The organism is Roseibium aggregatum (genome assembly GCF_017309185.1).
In the GTDB taxonomy this organism is placed as follows: domain Bacteria; phylum Pseudomonadota; class Alphaproteobacteria; order Rhizobiales; family Stappiaceae; genus Roseibium; species Roseibium aggregatum_B.
In genome coordinates, this window is the sequence record NZ_JAEKJZ010000002.1 from 614,954 (window position 1) to 636,293 (window position 21,340).

20 protein-coding genes and 1 other RNA gene are annotated in these 21,340 nt (G+C 59.2%); 7 read left to right on the forward strand and 14 right to left on the reverse strand.

Annotated elements, in window-relative coordinates; all coding sequences use genetic code 11:
* Positions 1–98: 98 nt before the first annotated feature.
* From JF539_RS14985 to rnpB, 8 genes are all read right to left on the reverse strand, one after another.
* Entirely contained in the window at positions 99–1,811 is a 1,713-nt protein-coding gene (locus JF539_RS14985; RefSeq protein ID WP_207141467.1) for a peptidoglycan D,D-transpeptidase FtsI family protein, read from the reverse strand.
* 10 nt (positions 1,812–1,821) lie between these two features.
* Positions 1,822–2,178 (reverse strand): cell division protein FtsL, encoded by a 357-nt coding sequence (gene ftsL, locus JF539_RS14990; RefSeq protein WP_207141468.1) that lies wholly within the window; start codon positions 2,176–2,178, stop codon positions 1,822–1,824.
* A 1-nt stretch (position 2,179) separates the two neighbouring features.
* A complete protein-coding gene (gene rsmH / locus JF539_RS14995) occupies positions 2,180–3,220 on the reverse strand; it encodes a 16S rRNA (cytosine(1402)-N(4))-methyltransferase RsmH (RefSeq protein WP_207141469.1) in 1,041 nt (346 codons plus the stop codon).
* Positions 3,217–3,684 carry a division/cell wall cluster transcriptional repressor MraZ gene (locus tag JF539_RS15000; protein WP_207141470.1) on the reverse strand — a complete coding sequence of 156 codons (468 nt, stop codon included), beginning with the start codon at positions 3,682–3,684 and terminating at the stop codon, positions 3,217–3,219. The genes rsmH and JF539_RS15000 overlap by 4 nt, the downstream gene beginning before the upstream one ends.
* A 578-nt stretch (positions 3,685–4,262) precedes the next feature.
* The gene (locus JF539_RS15005) at positions 4,263–6,074 is read right to left on the reverse strand and encodes a type VI secretion system contractile sheath domain-containing protein (protein WP_207141471.1); all 1,812 of its coding nucleotides are present in this window, start codon (positions 6,072–6,074) and stop codon (positions 4,263–4,265) included.
* Positions 6,075–6,246: 172 nt separating this feature from the next.
* Positions 6,247–7,746 carry a hypothetical protein gene (locus JF539_RS15010; protein ID WP_207141472.1) on the reverse strand — a complete coding sequence of 500 codons (1,500 nt, stop codon included), beginning with the start codon at positions 7,744–7,746 and terminating at the stop codon, positions 6,247–6,249.
* A 443-nt stretch (positions 7,747–8,189) separates the two neighbouring features.
* The gene (locus JF539_RS15015) at positions 8,190–8,411 is read right to left on the reverse strand and encodes a hypothetical protein (RefSeq protein ID WP_207141473.1); all 222 of its coding nucleotides are present in this window, start codon (positions 8,409–8,411) and stop codon (positions 8,190–8,192) included.
* Positions 8,412–8,504: 93 nt separating this feature from the next.
* Positions 8,505–8,912: RNase P RNA component class A (rnpB, locus tag JF539_RS15020), an RNA gene on the reverse strand.
* 295 nt (positions 8,913–9,207) lie between these two features.
* Between rnpB and JF539_RS15025 the strand changes: the two genes are divergently transcribed.
* The 4 genes from JF539_RS15025 (at position 9,208) to JF539_RS15040 (ending at position 11,852) form a co-directional block, all read left to right on the forward strand.
* Positions 9,208–9,774, forward strand: a complete 567-nt coding sequence (locus JF539_RS15025; RefSeq protein WP_209017301.1) for a carboxymuconolactone decarboxylase family protein — start codon at positions 9,208–9,210, stop codon at positions 9,772–9,774.
* 51 nt (positions 9,775–9,825) lie between these two features.
* Positions 9,826–10,443: a TetR/AcrR family transcriptional regulator gene (locus tag JF539_RS15030; RefSeq protein ID WP_207141474.1), complete on the forward strand. Its 618-nt coding sequence runs from the start codon at positions 9,826–9,828 to the stop codon at positions 10,441–10,443.
* Positions 10,444–10,549: 106 nt separating this feature from the next.
* Positions 10,550–11,212 carry a CoA transferase subunit A gene (locus tag JF539_RS15035; protein WP_207141475.1) on the forward strand — a complete coding sequence of 221 codons (663 nt, stop codon included), beginning with the start codon at positions 10,550–10,552 and terminating at the stop codon, positions 11,210–11,212.
* Positions 11,202–11,852 carry a 3-oxoacid CoA-transferase subunit B gene (locus tag JF539_RS15040; protein ID WP_207141476.1) on the forward strand — a complete coding sequence of 217 codons (651 nt, stop codon included), beginning with the start codon at positions 11,202–11,204 and terminating at the stop codon, positions 11,850–11,852. The genes JF539_RS15035 and JF539_RS15040 overlap by 11 nt, the downstream gene beginning before the upstream one ends.
* 13 nt (positions 11,853–11,865) lie before the next feature.
* Here the strand turns inward: JF539_RS15040 and JF539_RS15045 are convergent, their stop codons facing one another.
* Positions 11,866–13,308: a PLP-dependent aminotransferase family protein gene (locus JF539_RS15045; protein WP_209017302.1), complete on the reverse strand. Its 1,443-nt coding sequence runs from the start codon at positions 13,306–13,308 to the stop codon at positions 11,866–11,868.
* A gap of 128 nt (positions 13,309–13,436) precedes the next feature.
* Between JF539_RS15045 and JF539_RS15050 the strand changes: the two genes are divergently transcribed.
* Positions 13,437–14,111 (forward strand): pyridoxamine 5'-phosphate oxidase family protein, encoded by a 675-nt coding sequence (locus tag JF539_RS15050; protein WP_207141478.1) that lies wholly within the window; start codon positions 13,437–13,439, stop codon positions 14,109–14,111.
* Between the two features lie 81 nt (positions 14,112–14,192).
* Here JF539_RS15050 and JF539_RS15055 read toward each other — a convergent pair whose 3' ends face one another.
* Complete coding sequence (locus tag JF539_RS15055) at positions 14,193–14,783, reverse strand: lytic transglycosylase domain-containing protein (protein ID WP_236042489.1); 591 nt, start codon at positions 14,781–14,783, stop codon at positions 14,193–14,195.
* Positions 14,784–15,122: 339 nt separating this feature from the next.
* Here JF539_RS15055 and JF539_RS15060 point away from each other — a divergent pair, with 339 nt between their 5' ends.
* The gene (locus tag JF539_RS15060) at positions 15,123–15,806 is read left to right on the forward strand and encodes a transporter substrate-binding domain-containing protein (RefSeq protein WP_207141479.1); all 684 of its coding nucleotides are present in this window, start codon (positions 15,123–15,125) and stop codon (positions 15,804–15,806) included.
* A gap of 10 nt (positions 15,807–15,816) precedes the next feature.
* Here the strand turns inward: JF539_RS15060 and JF539_RS15065 are convergent, their stop codons facing one another.
* Positions 15,817–16,584, reverse strand: a complete 768-nt coding sequence (locus JF539_RS15065) for an N-acetylmuramoyl-L-alanine amidase (protein ID WP_207141480.1) — start codon at positions 16,582–16,584, stop codon at positions 15,817–15,819.
* Positions 16,581–17,273, reverse strand: a complete 693-nt coding sequence (locus JF539_RS15070) for a TerB family tellurite resistance protein (RefSeq protein WP_207141481.1) — start codon at positions 17,271–17,273, stop codon at positions 16,581–16,583. Before JF539_RS15070 ends, JF539_RS15065 begins: the two co-directional genes overlap by 4 nt.
* 699 nt (positions 17,274–17,972) lie before the next feature.
* On the opposite strand from JF539_RS15070, the gene JF539_RS15075 reads away from it, so the two are divergent.
* The gene (locus JF539_RS15075) at positions 17,973–20,102 is read left to right on the forward strand and encodes a putative bifunctional diguanylate cyclase/phosphodiesterase (protein ID WP_209017303.1); all 2,130 of its coding nucleotides are present in this window, start codon (positions 17,973–17,975) and stop codon (positions 20,100–20,102) included.
* Between the two features lie 84 nt (positions 20,103–20,186).
* On the opposite strand, the gene arsH is transcribed toward JF539_RS15075, so the two are convergent.
* Both arsH and arsC read right to left on the reverse strand, forming a co-directional pair.
* Positions 20,187–20,927 carry an arsenical resistance protein ArsH gene (gene arsH, locus JF539_RS15080; RefSeq protein WP_207141483.1) on the reverse strand — a complete coding sequence of 247 codons (741 nt, stop codon included), beginning with the start codon at positions 20,925–20,927 and terminating at the stop codon, positions 20,187–20,189.
* Positions 20,920–21,333 (reverse strand): arsenate reductase (glutaredoxin), encoded by a 414-nt coding sequence (gene arsC, locus JF539_RS15085; RefSeq protein ID WP_209017304.1) that lies wholly within the window; start codon positions 21,331–21,333, stop codon positions 20,920–20,922. Before arsC ends, arsH begins: the two co-directional genes overlap by 8 nt.
* Positions 21,334–21,340: the final 7 nt, after the last annotated feature.

Consider the following 21,340-nt stretch of genomic DNA (forward strand, 5'->3'; position numbering starts at 1 on the left):
TCATCCGGTTTGTGCGTCGTCATTCCAGGCATTCCAGAACGCCGGTTTCCGGCTGCGACCCCGCCGGCGATCAATGCTCCCTGATATCGTCTTCCCCTCTAATAGGAAATCTCGATCGGTTCATCCCCCTTGCCGAAGCGAGGCATCACGCCGAGCATCGGAGCCGAGCGTCTGATGATCGCGCCGACCGCCGGCGCCGCGTTCAGACCTGCGGTCGCGCCGATGCCCTGCCGCTCCGGCTTGGGTTCGTCGATAACAACCAGAACGACGTAACGCGGGTCGTCCATCGGGAAAGCCGAAAGGAAAGAATTGCGCCGCTTGTTGCTGACGTACCGGCCGTTCTCGATTTTTTCCGCGGTTCCCGTCTTGCCGCCAACCGTATAGCCTGGCACATCGGCGCGACGGCCGGACCCGGACAGGACATTGAGACGGAAGAGGTAACGCATCATCCGGCTTGTTTCCTCGGAAATGACTTGTTTTCCAGCGGCTTGCACCTGTTCCGGCGTGCGCGGAAGGAAGCTCGGCGTCAACAGCGTCCCACCATTCACCAGAGCCGCGGCGGCCACCGCGGTCTGCATCGGCGTGACCGAAATTCCATGCCCGAAGGAAATCGTCATGGCGGCAAGCTCGTTCCATTTCGGCGGCAGCAGCGGCGCCGCGTTTTCCGGCAGTTCCGTCTTCAACCGCTCGGTCAGATGCAGCCGCCCCAGAAACTCCCTCTGCCGCGCGATACCGGTCGCCAGCATCATTTTCGCCGTGCCGATGTTGGACGAGTAAATGAAGATTTCCGGAACCGACAGAATCCGGTTTTTCCCGTGGAAATCGGTAATCGTGCGCCCGCCGGCCCGGATCGGGCGCGTCGCGTCGAAGCTGTCGTTGATGGAAACGGCACCCGAATCCAGGGCCATCGCGGTGGTGAAGGTCTTGAAGACGGACCCCATTTCGAACACGCCGCCGGTCGCCCGGTTCAAGCGGTCCTTGTCCAGGGCCTGCGCCCTATCGTTCGGGTCGTAGTCCGGAAGCGAGGACATCGCCAGCACTTCGCCGGTCTTGGCGTCGAGCACGATACCGGCCGCGGCGATTGCCTTGTAGCGGTCCATGGCCTTGACGAGTTCGTCACGCACCACGTGCTGAACCCTCAGATCGACGGAAAGACGCACCGGCTCCATGGAGCGGTCGGAAGCGAAGCCGAGGGACTGGAGATCGGCCAGCCATTCGTTGTCGATATACTTCTCGATGCCCGTAAGCCCCTGATTGTCGACGTTCACAGAGCCGACAATATGTCCGGCGGTCGGCCCGCCCGGATAAAAACGCTGGTTTTCGGACAGAAAGCCGATCCCCGGCAGACCGAGGTTGTGGATCTGCTCGACCTTTTGAGGCGTCAGCTCCCGCTTCAGCCAGACGAAACCGGCACCGCTTGCCAGCCGTTGGCGGACGATCTTGGCGTCGAGATCCGGCAACGCGCGGATCAGCCCTTCGACCGCCTCGTCCACGTCCAGTATCCGGCGCGGTTCGGCGTAGAGTGAAGCCGTCTTGATATCCGTTGCCAGGATCTCGCCGTTCCGGTCGATCAGATCCGGACGCGAGGCAGCGACCGAATCCTGCGCCGAGATCCATGCCCGGGAAGGCGCTTCTTCCGTTTGCGCCAACAGAACGAGACGGCCGCCGATTGCCAGATAGACGCAGGCGAAGGCCAGCATGGCCACATAGACCCTGGACTTCACGGCACTGGAGGAGACCGATCCCCGAGCAGCCCTGGGCTGTGCACGCCGCACCTGAAGAAAACTTGCCGGTTCGCTTATCATGGTCATGGTCGGCTCCTTACCGGACAACCGCCGATGAGCCGGCATAGCCGCCCATCTGGCCTGTGCCGCCAATCGGCTCGAGCATCACCGGACGGGCCGGAATATCCTCGGGCATGACGATCTGCTTGACATCCAACGGCTCAAGCTGGAGAAAATCGTTGTATCGGCCGACAAGAGACTGAAGCCGGTCCGGCTGGTTCAAAAGGCTCCATTCCGCCTTCAGATGCCGGATCGCGGTCCGCTCCTCATCGATTTCGCGCTGAAGTTCGGCAACCCTTTCGGCGGACTTTGTCGCGGCAAGCTTGAGATCGTAAACGGTCGCCGCGCCGATCACGACAGCCAGAATGAACACGATGTTCAGCGTCCGAACCATTTCAGCCCCCTAACCCGTGAAACTCCGCAAGACGCGGCACGCCCACGGTGTGAATATCCAAGGCGCGCGCAGGCGCGTCGGTCCGCTTCCCGGCTCGAAGCTTCGCCGAACGGGCGCGCGGATTGCCGTCTGTCTCGGCGGCTCCCGCCTCAACTGCCTTGCGCGTCAGCATTTCGAACGTCGCCGGCGGCACCTCTTCCTCCGGCATGTGACGGGACCCGCCACCGCGGGTCCGGGTCCGGTCCTGAAAGAACCGCTTCACGATCCGGTCCTCCAGGGAATGAAAGCTCACCAGAACAAGCCGCCCGCCGGGCTTCAGGATGCGCTCCGCCGCGCCCAGCGCCTGCGCCGCCTGGTGCAGTTCGCCGTTCACATAGATCCGAAGCGCCTGGAACGTGCGCGTCGCCGGGTGGATCTGCGCCTTTTTCGGCGAGCGGCCGAGCACCTTTTCAATCAGATTCGCCAGATCGAGGGTGCGCGTGAACGGTTTTTCCTTGCGGGCGTTATCGATCGCATGGGCAACCGACGTCGCCCGCTTCTCCTCACCCAGGAGACCGATGATGCGGATAAGGTCCCGAACCGGCAGCTCATTGACCACATCCGCCGCGGACGGGCCCGACTGCTCCATCCGCATGTCGAGCGGCCCGTCGCGCAGAAAGGAAAAGCCGCGCTCCGCCTCGTCGAGCTGCATGGAGGACACGCCGAGATCGAGAACGACACCATCAACCGCATCAAACCCCTGACCCCGGGTATGATCCTCGAGATCGGCAAACCGGCCGGGCACCAGGATCAGGCGCCCCTGTGCCTCCGCGACCAGGTCCTGACCGCCGGCAATCGCATCCGGGTCCCGGTCGATGCCGATGACCGTGGCGCCATGTTCCAGAAGGGCACGGGAATAACCGCCGGCCCCGAATGTGCCGTCGATGACAATCGCGCCCCTTTCGGGCGCGAGCCATTCCAGAACCTCGGCCAGGAGAACCGGCACATGGCGCTCGGGTCCGCCAGCGGCAGAAGATGTCTTCCTGTCGCCGAGCGCCATCATACCGGCTCTCCCTGAGAGGGTGCCGGGGCCTGCCCCGACAACATCGCGAGCGCGCGCTTCTGGGCCTCCGCGCTGTACTCGCGAAACTTTTCCGGCTCCCAGATCTGAAACTTGTACTTCAACCCGACAAAGGTGACCTGATCGGTGATCCCGGTATGGTCGCGGATCATTTCGGAAATGGTCATGCGCCCATCCCCGTCGATCTTCGGGTTTTCGCTCTCGCCGAAAAGCGCAATCGCGAGTGCATCGTGATCCGGGGACAGTTTGATGAAGTTTTCCGAGCGCTTTTCGATCTCCGCAAGCAGCTCGTTGCCCCCCGCGTCGACGGCGGAACAATGGGACGACTTGATACAGTAAAGACCTTCAAAACCATCTCTCGCCAAAACCGCACGGAAGGGCGCCGGGATCGAAACGCGACCCTTGGCATCCAGCCGGTTGGTAAAGTGAGAAACGAAACCGGCCATAACCCCTCAAAACGGGTTTCACCCCGTGGAAATCCCCAAAAACCCCGAAAGAAAAGAAACGGCCGGCACTCCGCCAGGACATGCATTTTGCGAAAGCAGCTCCTGCCGAGCCGTCAAATCACTGTCCCGAGCCCTGCTGAAATGGGCCTGCACTCCCCTTTCTGGGTACATATGGGATACCATGGGAAATCATGGGCGGTCAATGGAATCTCATGGATTCCAGCTCGATTTGATCGCGCACGACCCCGTCGAACGACCTTAGTCGCAACATGCTTAATGAAGCCTTGACAGAAAAGAAGAATCGGATTCGCAGGTTTACGGAGGTTTGCGAATGAAACCGGCCGGCAGGCGGCAAATTTTGCCGGGCTGCAATGACTTGTGGAGAACGAAAACGCCCTGCGACTGCGCGGCGTTGAAAGAACCAGATCCGGCCCTTTCATGATTTCGGCACGGCCACGTTACGCGGAGCCGGGAGACCGACAATGTCCGGCAGATCCTGCGAAGCGACGCTTCGACCGGCCCAGGTCTTGCCGGTGAAAGCAAAGCCCCGACACCTCAGTGTCTTGCCGAAGGGTTCCTTACGCTGCGCCCCCAACCTCGGGAATGAAGGTTTTGAATTGCACTGCCTCCTCGAACTTCGGCAGCATGAAGTGAGGCAAGACAGTCACCTCGACACACAGCGGATACGGACCACCCGGCACTTCCGACAATCGGACATGCCCGGTCCGCAGGGGATATTCAGCATTTGTCTCTCGGGGGGCCGTATCGTCCAAAAGCACATACTGCGAGATCCATGTCTCGACATGAGGCTGCGTGGACTCAAGCGTTTCCGATGCCGCCAGGCATTCCCGGACGACAAGATGCGCGCATTGGGCTATCCGCGAGGCCGTCAGAATCCTGGGCAACGTCACTTGAGCAGCCTTCGGGTCTGCGCTGGCGTTCGCTGAAAACGCTAACTTCTCACTCCCCTTTACGGTTGACGCCGTAACAATACCTGCAGAGTCCAGGGCCTGTGCGTTCTCGGGTGAGAACGGCACCTCGAGCGCTTCGTTTCGGCCAGAGCCCACGGCATTCAAACGCGGAACATTTTCCAGTAAGCCTCCATTCTCCAGCCCCGAGATCGCGGCCGGCCAGCCAAAATTTGTCACGGCCCGGGAAATTCGTTCGCCTATATGCCAGACCGGGCTCCCCCAAAGGTACGTCGCCGGTGGGCCGTCGGCGGAGACATCTTCCTCAAATCCCACCACCTCGCTCTGAAGCGTTTTCGCCCCATAGGGCAAACGCAACAAGAGGCGCGGGGCGCACAAATGAACGAAGTCCGCGCCCGGATTTGCGCGAAACGCCTTCCAAAGCCGTTTTTCCCGGTCATCAAGCGGTGTTTCGGGAAATGTCACGGCCAAGGCGGACAGGAAGGGGCAAACCGCTTCCGCCGCAATCGTACGGATATCTTCGAGCAGTTCGAGGTCTTGCTCGTTTATCTTGAATTCATAGCACCCGATCAGTACGGAGAAGGGATCCGTGTTCCCGAACCGATAGATCTTCGACTTCACCAGGCTATACAAGGCACTTTTCGAAGGCTCCTTTGCAGCCGCGAAATCTTCTTGAAGCTCTTTTTTCGAGACATCCAGAACGCGAATTTTAAGGCGCGGCCCGGTATCCGCATTTGCCACCAGGAACCAGAGCCCCCGCCACACCGCTTCCTGAGCCTGAAACGCCGGATGACGCAAGATGGCATTCAGGTCGGGACTTAGGCCAGCGTACAGCTCGTCCATCCGCGCCAGAATGTCTTTGTAGGGATCAACCGTTGCGGGCTCCAATGACAGAAGCGCGTCAGTCAGGGCCGAAAGATTTTCTTCAGGTACATCTCCCGCAGCCGCCAAAAAGCCTTTCTCCAGAACGCGATCCAGCATCGGGCCGGATCCGGCTTGAATATCAGTCATAAGACTTTGTTTTTGAGGCAGGTCCTTGGCAAGATTGATCAGAAAACCGGTAAATGCGTCATTGCCGTCAAGATGAGATAAAAGCCTTCCGAGGTTTTGAGCGCGCCGATGCCCATCGGCCAATTCCGGCACTTGTGCGATCAGATGGATCGGACTGAACTCCGACAAGCGCGAAAAACTGAGCTTGACTTCCCGACCGCTGGCCAGAGGCACACGTACACTCGGCGCCACCTCAGCCATGACCGCATCGAAGTTGCCACGATCGATCTCGACAAAGGCACGCTGCCCAACGGGCGGCCGATGCTCCGAAGACTGAGTTAAATCCGCAAGAACACCAATGACGTAAGGGATTTCCTTTTTGAGGATCGCCCCGTCCTCTTCAACCTCACGCGAAAGGTGGACCCTCGGTGGAGCGATCCGGGACAGCTTGTTCTGAATACTGATAGACACGGCAAACTCCAAACGTCTGGAAAGATTCAAGAAACATGCATTCGGACCAACAATGCTGAAACATGTTCCCCCACTTCTCCTAGCAGGAAGCCCAAGTCGATCGCTTTCCTTTCAGCCGCATTTGATCGCCGGCACGAAACCGGTAGACGAATTGGTTCGTGTTCGTTCTAGCTTACATCAGCGTGTCGGTATTGTTCCGGGTCTTCACCTGAGCGGCGTCACCTCTTTTCTTTTTGGCTCGGACCAGGATTTTGCGGCCGACGGGCTTGATTTGCCGGCCTGAAGGCCTGAGGTCGCGAAAATCCAACATGTCTTCTTCCGGATTTAAGGAGAGAGCGACAAACTCACGACCCCAGTCCTGAAATTTCCGGCTCGTATCAAGGTCCGCCCCAGAGACGTCATCGTCCTTTGCCTCGGGGGCACTCGATGACGTAGCGGCACCAGGCACCCCCTCGATCTCCGCCGCCTCAGTGGTTCCTGTTTCCGAGGCCGCTTCCTGTCTGCTATGATCCCGGTCCGTCTTTGCCGGCGCACCACCGGGCCCTTTTGGTGTCAAAAGTCTTTTGGTCGAGACGAGATAGACATCATCCGGATCCAATCCGAACGCATCCGCAAGGTTGTCAGCCAGAACCTGATCCCATCGGAATTCCATATTTCGTGCAACGAGATCGGCCTTGGTCACACCGGAAAAGATGAATTTCTGCCCACTCGGCAACGACCTGATCTCCATACCGCCCGGCGTGTCTTCAACGCGAGTGAAGCGCCCTCCGAAATAGAGAAAGCTGATTTTTTGCGTGAGCGGGTCGAAATCCTCAATGATCTGCGTGACACCATATTCATGCGACCGGATATAGACCGTGTCGGTCTTCCGGGGCCCCAGCCCCTTCTCCCAGGAAAGAATTCCGCCGATATCCAGACGCAAATGCTTGTGACTCACATGCCCGAAGTTCTCGGCCGACAGGTCCGACAAAAGCATTCCCTGCAGGATTTGCATCTCTGGTCCGCGAGGATCGTCGATAATCGCCTCACCAACCGGTGTCATGTTGAGGACAGCGCCATTTGCGGACGGACTGTCGAAATCGATCGTGTCGGTAACCGGGTTGAAACCGATGATGTCATCGGCGCTGAAATCCGCTGGCCATGTTACACCGCCAGCGTCACTGACCCCACTCGGAACCGGAGGATTGGCCCCGTCATTGTCGTAGACAACGCCACATCCGTCCCACTCGGCCCCGGATTTCGTGCGTGTGGCGCGTTCCGTTTCACCAGGCGCCGGCTCCATTAAGGCTGTGGCAATCGCTTCCAGGACTTCCCCGGCTGCACCGTCGTCGGAGACTCTGAAATTACTGGTCCTCAGGTCTCGGAGTTTCAGGCCAGCCAAAGTTAAAGCCTGATTGTTCGATGGCACCGATAAAATGACACCGGTGGCGGTTTCGGCGAACTGGAGCTTTGCCTCACCGAGCCTGTCAATGATTATGATCCCGGTCCGCGGGTCGAAATCGGCTACAACCTCGTCATGTCCCCAGGCAAGGGCAAACACGACATCCGCTCGGCTTTTGCCGGCATCCGCTTCACCGACATCGGCCGCACCATCCAGCGCGGTAGAACCGTCTGCGCCGAAACCGTTCCAACGCTCCTCACGGGCGAGACCGCCTTTTCGACCGGCGATCATCTCGGCCACCAAGAACGTATGATATGGAAAGGGGCGAGGCAGTCTTTCCGGTCTCGGGCCGCAGAAAACTGGTTTCCGACCCATCCAGTCTCTAGCGCCAGCCCCGCTGCCTTAGTGCCTTCGAAGGTCTCGCCCATTCGGTTCCCTCTGCCTCGTCACAACGCTTTAACGTTAAGCAGAAATCCGAGCCCGAAAAAGAGAGAACTGTTAAAATTTATTAAAACTTTTTACAGTTTCACCATGATTTTGAATAATTCACGGAAGAGAACCTGTAGAGCGACAACACAACACTTACGGAAGAGCTTTCTTCCGTAGGCGCGTGAAATAACGTGAAGTTCGAAGCCGAAAGATCGCTCGGGGTAAACCCTTCAAGCGTGACCGTCTGATTGTACGGCGCCACGGTGAAGACGATATTGCCGCCGCCGTCGCCGGATCGAAACCCGTCACCGTCCGGTCTCTCCCCAGGCCCAGGTGGTTGCCACGGTCGCGGTCGCCGCGGTCACGTCGGCTGTGCCATTGCCTGTCGTTCGAGTGGTGTCGCCCTCACCGCCCGTGTCGGCATCGCTGTCGTCGCGATCAGCGTCATCGGAATCCGTATCGTCGGAGTCACTGCCTGCGCTGCCATCCGTTTCAAGGGTGTCCGGCGTCTGCCCGCCTCCATCCACAAGCGCCAGGACCTTCTCCGCAGCGCTCTCGTCGACATCCGCGGCTCCGTTGCCGCCAATCAGGAATTTATTCCTTGAATTCCTGAAGCAAAATTTGCCAGCCGGCCTGTAAGCCGGGTTCTGTATGGCCCGCTTGCGCGGACGTGACAGCCATTCATCTGGGACGCCTGTTGCCAGACGCCTCGCGCAACCTACCCGGACAGCCGGCCTGGAAACCGGCCTGGACCTGTTGCCAGGTCCTGCTGTCCCTATTCGGTCTTGCTCCCGGTGGGGTTTACCATGCCGCCGCTGTTACCAGTTGCGCGGTGGGCTCTTACTCCACCCTTTCACCCTTACCCCGGACAAGGTCTTCCGACCCTGACCCGGGCGGTTTGCTTTCTGTGGCACTTTCCCTAAGGTCGCCCTCGCCGGGCGTTACCCGGCACCGTGTTTCCATGGAGCCCGGACTTTCCTCCCCCGCGGCCTTTCGGCGCTTGCGGCAGCGGCTGTCCGACCGACTGGCGCTTGCGGACTTAAGTGGGTTTGTTTTCAAGGTCAAGCGACACCGCTTGCTCTGCGCTGTCCGCCCCCCGGATTTGCCACCCGGTCCGCCTTTCATCCGTGAGGACGGCTCCATCGGCTAAAGCCGGTTTCACAAAAGCCGGTCTGACGCAGTTTCACGTTTTCTTGAGCAGAAGGAAAAATGGCGGTTTTCTGCTTTTTTTGAACCGTTTTCTATTTTTGACTATATAGTACAGAATACCCATATGCGTTGTGCCGGCACGATCGCCAGCGAACATTTTTCAAGGAGAGACAATTGACCGAGTTCACGCTTCACACCAAGGAAACCGCCCCTCAGGAGAGCAATGCTCTTCTCCAGGCCTCGGAAAAGGCCTTCGGCATGATTCCGAACCTGCACGCTGTGATGGCGGAGTCGCCACAGCATCTGGAAGCCTACCAGAAGCTCCATGAGCTGTTTCAGCAGACCAGCCTGTCCACGGCGGAGCAAACCGTCGTCTGGATGGCGATCAACGTCGAACACGGCTGCCACTACTGCGTGCCCGCCCATACGGCCATCGCCCACATGCAGAAAGTCGATGGCGGCGTTATCGAAGCGCTCCGCTCCGGTTCTCCGATCGCGGACGCAAAACTCGAAGCCTTGCGCCAGTTCACGCTGAAGGTCGTCCGTCAGCGCGGAAAAGTGACAGACTCCGACGTCAATGCGTTTATCGCCGCCGGTTTCACGAAACGTCAGGTTCTCGACATCGTCCTTGGCCTTGCCCAGAAAGTCATGTCAAACTACGTCAACCATCTGGCAGACACGCCGGTCGATGCCCCGTTCCGTAAATACGACTGGAGCCCGGCGGTCAACGCGGCGGAGTAAGACGAAGGGGTACCGGCGCGAAAGCGCCGGCCTCCCTCAAACAGAGGCGCTATGGCGGGACGTCCGAAATCCTTTGACCTGAACGAAGCGCTGAACGCTTTTCTTCAGGTATTCTGGACCAAGGGGTACAACCATACCTCGGTGGACGATCTTCAACTGGCCGCCGGCATCAAGCGCGGCAGCTTCTATGCCTCTTTCGGTTCGAAGGACGACGTTTTCGCGTCCGTCCTGAACACCTACTGGGACCGGGCCACCGAGTCGATCCTTCGAAACCTGGAGTGCTCCAAAGATCCGCGTGAGGCCGTCGCCCGCTTCTTGCGCTACGCAGGCAACTTCATGACAGAGAACACCCCGCGCGGCTGTCTGCTGCTGTCGTCAGCCGCCGACCTGTCCTGCACGGCCTCCCGTGACGGAGAACTCGTCAGGGAAAAGATGAATGCCCTGGAGGCACGCATCGCCGCGGCCATTCCGGAAGAAACACATCCGGCAAATCCGAAGCTTGCCGGACGGGATCAGGCAAGTGCTCTGACGTCTTTCGTGATGACGACTTTGCTCGGCCTCAATGCCATGGCGCGCAGCGGACAAAGCGCGGACAGGATACGCCAGGCAGCCGAATACGCGGCGGAAAGCGTTCTGAATTCAGGTGTGAGCCAACAATCCACTGTGTAATCGGTTTCACCGCGAAATTTCGTCCCGCGTCGCACAATCTTCATTTTCAAAGTTCCTGAACTAAGGCTAACGTCACTCTGTACGAGCGCAATTCGGGGAAGCACTCATGAAATATGCTATCAAGCCGGAAGAAGCCGCGGAGCTCATTCCGGAGGGGGCCACACTCCTGATCGGCGGCTTCATGGCGGTCGGAACGCCGCACAGGTTGATCGACGCCATTGTCGCAAGGGGCACGAAAAATCTGACCGTCGTCGCCAACGACACGGCCATGCCGGGACGCGGGATCGGCAAAATGATTTCGGCGGGCTGCATTTCCAAAGTGATCGCCTCCCATATCGGTCTTAATCCGGAAACCCAGCAGAAGATGATCGCGGGAGAGATCGATGTCGACCTCGTGCCACAGGGCACTTTGGTGGAACGGATCAGGGCCGCCGGGGTCGGCCTTGGTGGAATTCTGACCCCGACCGGGATCGGAACGATCGTCGAAGAGGGCAAGCAGAAGGTCACTGTCGACGGCAAGGATTTTCTCCTGGAAACGCCGATACACGGCGACTTCGCCCTGCTCTCGGCCTATCGCGCGGACTACGTCTGCAATCTCGAGTATTCCCTGACAGCGCACAACTTCAACCCGATCATGGCTCTGGCGGGCAAGACGGTGATCGCCGAACCGCATCATATCGTTCCGCTCGGTGTCATTTCACCCGACGCCGTCAAGACACCCGGTATCCTGGTGGATCATCTTTTGGAAAGGGAGCCTGATGGAAACTAAGGAAATCATCGCCCGCCGCGTGGCGCAGGAAATCGAACCGGAAACCCTGGTCAACCTTGGCATCGGCCTGCCGTCCCTTGTCGCCAACTACCTTCCCAGCGACGTCCATGTCTTCTTTCAGGCCGAAAACGGCGTGATCGGCCTGGGAGCCCGTCCGCCGGAAGGCATGGAAGATCCCGACCTGACCGACGCCGGCGGCGGCTTCGTCACCGCTGTTCCCGGCGCCGCCTCGATCGACAGCGCCATGAGTTTCGGCCTGATCCGCGGCGGTCACCTCGATATGACCGTTCTCGGCGGCCTGCAGGTGGACGAGCGCGGCTTTCTCGCCAACTGGATGATCCCGGGCAAGATGGTTCCCGGCATGGGCGGCGCGATGGACCTTGTGGCCGGCGCGCGGCATGTGATCGTCGCCATGGTTCATACCGCCAAGGGCAAACCGAAGATCCTGAAAGAATGCAATCTGCCTCTGACAGCGAAGCGCCGGGTCAGCCTGATCGTGACCGAAATGGCCGTTATCGAACCGACCGAAGACGGCCTGGTCCTGAAGGAGACCGGCCCGGATGCTTCCGTCGACGACGTCATTTCGGCGACTGAAGCCAATCTGATCGTCCGCGGTGACGTTCCGAAAATGCGGCTTTGAAGCCTGCCGGTTTTCAGCCCGCTCTTTTGTTCGCAAGCAGATCGCCCAGGGCTTCCACGCCCTGGGCGATCTGTTTTTCCGTCGCACCGGCAAAACCGACCACGAGCCCCGAGCGTTTTTCACTGCCGATATAGTAGCTGCTGAGCGGCGAGACGGCGAAACCGCGCTCATGCATTTCCAGCGCCAGAGCCACGTCATCTCGCGGCTGCCTAAAGGTCAGCGCCAGTTGAACATTGCCGGTCGGCCGGTCAACCTCAATGGAATTTCCAAGCCTTTCCTTCAGGGTTTCGACGAGCAGGCTGCCTCGTGCCTGATAGATCTGGCGAATGTTCTTCAGATGTTTGCGATAGCCGCCGCTGTCCATGAAAGACGCCAGGGCCGCCTGTGCCTGGACATTTGCAGCACACCCGAAGTTGCGTACGGCCTGTGCGAGCGGTTCCACGAGCGCAGGCGGCACTACGCAGTAGGCAACGCGCATTCCCGGCAAAAGGCTTTTCGAGAAGGTGCTCAGGTAAATCACCTGTCCTTCCTCGGCCAGTCCGAAGAGGGCGGCCACGGGTCGGCCGGAAAACAGGAATTCGCTGTCATAGTCGTCTTCGAGGATGACGGCCCCGCCTGTGCGCGCGGCCTCAAGCAGAGCCAGACGCCGGGCCAGCGGCATTCGTGCGCCGAGTGGAAACTGATGGGACGGTGTCACGTAAATCAGCCTGGGTGCCGCGGCAGCGGCGGGCATTTTTGCGATGTCGGCTCCTTCGCCATCCACCGGCAGAGGATGGATGGAAAGACCCGCCATGTGAAAGGCGGTGCGCGCGCCAACATAGCCCGGTTCTTCAAGCCAGGCACTGTCGCCTGCATCTGCAAGAGCCTGGGACACCAGGGTCAGCGAGGACTGCATCGAACTGGTGATCAGGATCTGTTCCGGTTCGGCGTGAACCCCTCGTTCGACAGCCAGATGAGCCGCCAATTGCTTTTGAAGCTCGGGAACTCCGGCAAAATTGCGGTAAAGCAGATCGGCGCCGCGCTCCAGGCGCGCCGCCCTGCGCAGGCACCTTGCCCATTCCTCGTACGGAAAACAGTCGAGCGCGGGTGCTCCTGGCTGAAAGGCACCGAACCGGTGCCCCCATCCCCTGCCGCGCAGGTTGGCCGCCATGGTCTCGCCACGCCGGGAAAGCAACGGTGCGGCAGGCGATCCTGACAGGGAAACCGATGCCCCTTCGGGAGGCAGGTCTTCGGTGATCCTTGGTGCCGAGCCGGGGCGCACTGAAACGATGCCCTCTGCGAGCAGAAGACCATAGGCCGCGTTGACGGTGTTTCTGGAAACGTCGAGCACGGCGGCCAGGCGCCGGGTCGATGGCAGTTTCGTGCCCGGCCGCAACACCGCGGACCGGACCGCATCCCTGATCGCCCTGTAGATTTGCTCGGGCAACGGGATCTCGCCCATTTTGTCGACGGTCACGATGCCTTCGGCCAACAGCGGAGGCTTTGCCAAAACTGGTTCTTTCATTTTTTAAAAACCGGATCTTTCACAGAACCAATATATCGCGCAAACAACACGACGGGAATAATCGATTTCAGGAGCAACCCATGCGGCCCATTGAAAAGCGCAAGGCAGCCGACCATCCGAACTATGCGAAGATCCGGCAGATGAAACGAGGCGGTTACGACCGCGGTCTCGCCTATGAGGTCCTGGATGCCGGGATGGTCGCCCATGTCGGCTTTCTTCACGAAAACCGCCCAATGGTTATCCCGATGGCTTACGCAAGGATCGGCGACAAACTCTACATACACGGAGCCAGCACGACGCGGATCGTCAAGCACAACGCATCGGGTGTTCCGGCCAGCTTGACGGTTACCCTTGTCGATGGACTTGTCGTGGCCCGCTCCGCCTTTCACCATTCGATGAATTACCGTTGCGCGATCGTCCACGGCACCGCACGGCTGGTGGAGGATCGGGAGGAGCAGATCGCGGCACTTTCCGCCATCACCGATCATCTGCTGCCCGGCCGGTGGGACGAATGCCGTGAGATGACGGCAAAAGAACACAAGGCAACCGGGGTCCTCGTTCTGGACATCGAACACGTAAGCACCAAGATCCGCACCGGAGGCCCGGTGGACGACGACGAAGATCTCGGATCGATTGTCTGGGCGGGGGTCGTCCCGGTTACCTCGGCACTGGGCCAGCCCTTACCGGCCGCCGACGTTCCTGAAGAGAGCCCTGTCCCGAAGTCCATCAAGGCTGCGAAGCAGAAGTTCGCCTGAACCCGCCTTTCGAACAAAGAAAAACCCGCCGGTTTTCCGGCGGGTCGGGATCTGACGCAAGCGCCGTTCGCAGGGCGGGTCCTAGCTGGACGCCATGATCTGTTTGACCTTGGTGCAATAGCGACGGCTGACCGGATTCATGCGCTTCGCGTAATGGCCCGCATTGTAGCGCAAGATGGTGCCGCACAGATCGCCGTTGGCGCGCTTGTGGGCGCCGGCCAGGTATTTCATGCCCCACTCGAGATTTGTCGCGGGATCGTAAAGCGCCTTGGTCGATCCCCGGTACCCGATACCGCGCGCCGTGGCCGGCTTGATTTGCATCAGACCGACTTCCCCGGCGCGTCCACGGGCTCTCGGGTTGAAATTGCTTTCCACTTCCACGACAGCCTTGGCGATCTTGACCGGCACGCCGTGTTTGGCGGCGGCTTTCCGGATCAGTTTCGCGTAGTTGGACTTCCGGTCCGACGCCGTCCGTTTTCCGGTGGCTTTCGCCGACGTCTTGGCCCCGGTTCCGGAGGATGTCTTGTCCGACTGCCTGTCTCCGACAAAGAAGCGAATGATCGGATCGGTTTCGGCGTCGCCACCCGAAGCCATCGCCAGCGGCGCGGAGAGAATTGATGCACAGGCGAAAAGGCAAAGCGCCCCAGTGAGTTTCTTGAATGACCGTAACATTCGTCCAGCCCTTTTGTTTTGTTGATGTCTGTCGGGGGCGGAGAAATGCCGGAGCGATGGGACCAAAAATGGGCGCCCCGTAATCACGAATTGTTTCAAAAAATCTCTCGATTTTCCTAAAATTCTCGCCAAAAAACGGCAAATACATCCATTTGCGACGGGAATCTGCCGTAACCTGGGCAATGAAATGGCTGCGATTGGAAAATTTGTGGCAGGCGGCGATTAAAGGAAAGTTGGCGGGAACCAGCCGCTTGTATTTCCGTTAATCCCTGCCGTCTACGATGAACCGATCATTACGAAGCGTAAGCAACGAAACGTTCGGGCAGGCCAAAGGCATACATGACCCCAAGGGCGCTGTTTTTATTCCTGTCGCTCACAGCGAAGTGGCTTCTCCCGGCCAGTACCGTCCAGGCCGCCGAAACCTGCCTGCAGTTTTCACTCTCCATGCAGAACCTGGACCCGCGTATCGCCGAAAGCCTCCAGTCGAAACTGGAAAATGTCGGGCATTGCATCGAAATCAGCAAAATTCCGCCAAGCCGTGCCACCATCATGATGAAAAACGCTCAATTGGATGGAGACCTTGGCCGCGTCCTGGTGTACGCGCAAACGATCGGTGATGCGGGTGTCAGAGTGCCTGTCCCCATCGTCGAGGGATATGGCCTGATTGTCAGCACCTCCGCAGACATGCTTTCGTTCGACCGGCTGCACGGCCGGCAGATCGGAGTGCTGCGCGGCTATCAATGGCATAAGGATCTGTTCCCGCCACATGCCTTCCCGTTGGTCGTGGATGATTACTCGGCTGGCATGAAGATGCTCGAAACGGGACGTATCCCGGCTCTGCTGATCGACTCAATAAGTTTTAGCCATATCGAGGAAAAGCCGGACATCCTGTACAGAAGAAGTCTGACTCCCAAGATGTCCGCTTACCTTTATCTCCACAAGAGGCATCGCAGTCTCGTTCCCCGTTTCGAAGCCGCGATGCGAGAATGGCGCGCGGACTACTACGCGAAAACGGGTGGTTAGGACAGGTGTTTTATCCGCTGAAAGACGGCAGCTTGCGCAACATCGCATTCAGGGTCTCGACAGTGGACTGATCGGCGACCCCGTCCACCGTTTCGGGTCTGAAATGGCGCTGAAAGGCGGTGACGGCCTGCCGGGTCTTGACGTCGAAACTGCCCGTGATGTCGATGTCGTAGCCGTAAAGCGCTAGCATCGACTGAAGCGCCTCCACAGGCTGGCCGCTGTCGCCTTCCTGCATCAGCAGACCGGCGGGCTCTATGGGAAAGGGCTTCGTGTAAAGGCCGATGCCTGCTTCCGCCAACCGGTCCCAGGGGAACAATTCGCCCGGGTCCTCCTTTCGGTCCGGCGCGATATCGGAATGAGCCAGTACCATCCACGGGTGAATGCCGTGGCGGTGGCAGATGTCCCCGACGAGTGCGATCACGGCTTCGATCTGAGGTTCCGGAAAAGGCCGGTATCCGAACTCGTGACCGGGATTGACGATTTCGATGCCGATCGATCTGGAATTGATGTCGGTCTCTCCCTTCCAGAAGCTTGCGCCGGCATGCCACGCCCGCCTGGATTCGGGAACGCATTGCAGGATCGCGCCATCCTCATGAACCAGATAATGGGCTGAGACCTCGCTTTCGGGACTGCAAAGTCTTTGCAAGGCGGCATCCGCGGACTGCATTCCCGTATAATGCAGAATGACCATATCGATCGGTGCGCCCTGCACCCGCCGGCCGTGATTGGGCGAAGGATGAATCCGGGCTTTCACACCAGTATCTGTCGCTACGCTCATAGTCCTCTTTCCGCGCTGATCTTGGCCCAGGCCGCATTCAATGCCGCAAGCCGGTCGTTCGCGATTCTGACAAATTCCTCCGGCACGCCCCTTGCGATCAGCCGGTCGGGGTGGGTCTCCTGAACCTCACGGCGGTACTGGGCTTTCAGCTCCGCGTCGCTTGCCTCAGGGCCCATTCCCAGGACTTCGTAAGGGTTGCCGTCACTGCGCACGTGCCGGGCCAGAACTTTCGAGAACTCTCGCTCTTCCAGCCCGAAAACCTCTGCAACTTTCGTAAGATAGCCTATTTCGCTCTCGTGAACGATGCCGTCAGCTTTGGCAATGTGAAAAAGTCCATCGAGAATATCCAGCAAGGTCTTGCGATCATAGGGGAAAAGATCTGCGAGCTTCTTGGCGTAGACCTCAAACCCGGCGACATCTTCCTGCGCGAGATTGAACAGCCTGGCAACGTTTTTCTCTTCTTTCGGCGGCACATCGAACAGCTCTCGAAACGCGATCACCTCATCGGCCGTTACGACACCGTCGGCCTTCGCCATCTTGGCGGACAAGGCGATCATCGCGACCGTGAAACCGACGCTGTTCGTCCCCTCCGGACGGGCCAGCACGAGTTGCACGAGCCGGTCCGCGATTTGCGCACCACCGGTTCCAATCGCGCTGACAATACTGCCAATGCTGCTCCAGACGCTCACCAGTCTGCTCCCGCATCACCGGGCCCGGCCGGTCGGCGAACCAGCCAGTGCCGGAAACTCATCCTCGTCCCGTGGGGTACGGGCTTACAAAGTTCAGCTTGGAGACTTCAATGCGGCACAGGAGAAGTTGGAAAACCCGCGGACCCATGCGGAGGCATGGCGCAAAGGCTGTGACGTTGCTTTCCAAAGCCGGATTGACGCCTGCAAGCTGAAATTCATGGGTCCATTTCCTAGTCTTATCGGCACCGGAGAAATTTGGCCAGCGGCATGGGATGCAAACAGCCGCCGGAGCCGAGCGATCCGTGGAAAAGGCTTTTCGGGTTTCTTTCCTGCCCCGGGGTTCGGACCCGCAAAATTCGGCTTTCAGGTGTCAATCCGGCACAGGAGAGCGAGGAAAAGCCTGCAGAACCAAGCGGGTGCATGGTGCAAAGGCTTTGACGCGGCTCTCGAAAGCCGGATTGACGTCCTTCGGATCGATCGGAAAATGACTCTCTTCCGCGTTACAAGATCTTGAAAACCTCCCGGATTCCCTGAGATTTTTGCGTCTTGGATACAGCCATGTCCCGGTCGATCTGAAAACTAAAATTTTTGGGTCCATACCCCAGCGTTAGCCTGCTATTCATGATGGTTAAAGATTTTCGACTTAGGGTTCTCCCAGCACCTATTACGATGACGGTATCGTGCCGTATGGCAAGCTCCTTGGCGAAAAGAAACATTGTCATTTTCTTCATTTCGATGTCGCTGGTCCTGTTGCTGGCGCTGGGTGTCTATGCGAGCAACCGTCTCCTGACGCAGTGGCTGCTGGTCCGAGGTCTCGAACAGGCTTTCATCCCCCACAAGAACGACATCCGAGACATCCTCCAAACTCTTGAGGAAAAAAGAAAAAGACAACCTCCCGCCCATTTGTCCGGTCTTCGGCTTTCCACCCCGGAGACCTCGTCGCCGCACCTTCGGCCGGATCAATTCGCCAGGTTGAAGGACAGTCTGCAATTGAACAGTGGAACCTCAGCGGTTGTGGACGCCGCCGTCGTGTTTACTGGCGCACCGGACCCGGTCGGCGGTGTTCCCGACTGGTATGAAAACAACCTGCTCCTGTCCCCGGACGATTTGACAAAAGCGCGGGCGGCACTGACCTCGAACAAGGCGCTCACGGCCATTCCGGACATGACGTGGTACGGCCGTTTCGGCGCGCATGCGATTATGGTCTTTCGTCCGGAAGACGCTTCCGAAGCCATGCCGGGGCTATTGGTGCTGGTCACGCAATCGGAACTCCTGACCAGCCTTGCGCAACCGATGAGGTCCATCACCGCCGCGGTAGGAGGTCTTTGCCTGGCTTCCTTCGTGTTTGCGGGGATCCTGTTGTGGATGAGGTTCCACGATCAGGTCAGAACCAACAGAAATATCCAGTACCTTGCCCATCACGACACGCTCACCGGTTTGCCCAACCGGGCTGTCTTCAATGCACGCCTGAACGAGGCCTTGCGGCTGGCACAGGCAAAGGCATCCAACATCGGCGTGATGCTGATCGACGTCGACAAGTTCAAGGAAATCAACGACACCCACGGTCATGGCATCGGCGACGTGTTTCTTCAGATCGTCGGCGAACGTCTGACAACGGTCTTCGCCAACCATCTCGTCGCCCGCCTGTCAGGCGACGAATTCGCGGTCATGCTGACAACGACCTCCGACACGGGCCGGATGACCCGCCTGGCAACGGAAATGATCGCGGCAACAGCGGCTCCCTGTGTCATCGACGGCAGGGAAATCAAACTTTCCCTGTCCATCGGCATCGCCCGCGCGACCGACGGCTCGTGGCGCGCCACACGCCTTTTGCATTGCGCAGACCTGGCCCTTTACCGGGCGAAGCACAGCGGCCGGTCGACCTTTTCCTGGTACACGCCGGAACTGGACGCGGAAGCCAAAAAGCGGAAGGAAATCGAGAACGGGCTGATCAAAGCGCTGAAGTTCGACCAGTTCCATCTCGCCTATCAGCCTCAGTACTCTCTGAAGGATGGCTCTCTGAAGGGGTATGAAGCGCTGATCCGCTGGGAACACCCCTCCAAAGGCACGATCCGGCCGGATGTTTTCGTACCGATCGCCGAAGACACGGGTCTGATCGAAGAAATAGGCACCTGGGTCCTGAACCGCGCGTGCTTCGAAGCTGCTCACTGGGAAAATACGGAACGCCGTGTCGCGGTAAACATGTCCGCGGCCCAGTTCGTTGCGGGCGAAAGCCACAAGCGTGTTGCCCAGGCGCTTCAAAATTCGCAGCTCGACCCGAAACGCCTTGAAATCGAGATAACGGAAAGCCTGCTGATCTCGAACACGGACGCGGTGATCGAAACCCTCCGGCAGATCCGCGACCTGGGCGTTTCGATCGCGATGGACGACTTCGGGACGGGCTATTCGTCGCTCAGCTACTTGAGCCTTTTTCCGTTCGACAAGATCAAGATCGACAAGGCCTTTGTCCAGAACCTCGGCAAGGATGCCAGCACCGACGCGATTGTGACCTCCATTGTCGGGTTGGGCCGGTCTCTGGATGTCACGATCACGGCGGAAGGCGTTGAAACCGAGGAGCAGGCAATCCTGTTGAGCGCCGCCGGTTGCGACCTTGTGCAGGGGTTCATGTTCGGCAAGCCCGATACGGTTGAAAAACACGAAGCGAACTTCCCGGTTTTCCCGCTGAACACGTCCGGCGGCCGCTGGTTTCCGCAAATCCAGGCCGCTCGGCAATCTTCGCAGAAAACAGCGCTGCCCCCCAAACTGAGCCAGTATGCGACACGGATGACAAAGGCGGTTGACACCCCGCCATCCGAGCCTTCCGCCTGATACCAGCAGCAACCGGCAGGGAGCCGTCCGGCCAAGTGTCGTTTGAAAAGGGATTGCTCCGGCGCGCGTTTGCGCCGGCCCCTGTCAGCGTGCGACGCCCATTGCCGCCGTTTCCGACGCCGACACCTCTTGCCTTTGCGCCTTGCGCTCGGAGTATCTGTCGACAAGATAGTCCGATGTTTCACGCGTGAGCAGCGTGAATTTCATCAGCTCCTCCATCACATCCACCACCCGGTCGTAAAGCGGCGAGGGTCTCATGCGGCCATTGTCGTCGAACTCCTGATACGCCTTGGGCACGGACGACTGGTTCGGAATTGTCACCATGCGCATCCAGCGGCCCAGAACCCGCATCTGGTTCAGCGCGTTAAAGGATTGCGACCCGCCCGAGACCTGCATCAGCGCCAGCGCCTTTCCCTGCGTCGGACGGATGGCCCCGGTGCTCAGAGGTATCCAGTCGATCTGGGTCTTCAGGACCCCGGTCATGGCGCCATGGCGCTCCGGCGAACACCAGACATGCGCCTCCGACCAGGTGGACAACGCCCGCAACTCGGCAACCTTTGGATGGCCGTCGTCCACGTCGTCGGGCAAAGGCAGGCCCGACGGATCGAAAATCCGGGTTTCGGCCCCGAATGCCTTCAGCAACCGCTCGGCCTCCTGAACCAGAAACCGGCTGCAGGACCGTTCCCGGAGCGATCCGTAAAGAAGGAGAACCCGGGGCGGATGCGTCAGGTGGCCAGGCGCGCAAACCCGGTCACGGGTCACCGCTTGAAGATCTTCCGCCGACACATTTGCAAGTTCAAATTTCTCCACATCGATTTCAGGCATCAGCGGCTCCCGACCTGACGACCTCACCGTCTTCCTTGGTGAAGCTGCCGATATCGGAAGGAAGCAACTCCATCACCTTCTCCGACGGGCGGCAAAGACGCACGCCTTCTTCAGAGACGACGATCGGCCGGTTGATCAGGATCGGATGCTCCATCATGAAGTCGATCAGCTGATCGTCGGACCATTTGTCCTCACCAAGCCCGAGCTCGTCGTAGGGCGTGCCTTTCTGGCGTAGGAGATCGCGGACGGGAATGCCCATGCGGCCGATCAGATCCACAAGCTCGTCCCGGCTCGGCGGCGTTTTCAGGTATTCTATCACCTGCGGCTCAATGCCGGACTTGCGGATCATTTCAAGCGTGTTGCGCGACGTTCCGCACTTCGGATTGTGATAAATCGTAATTGTCATCAGGGAA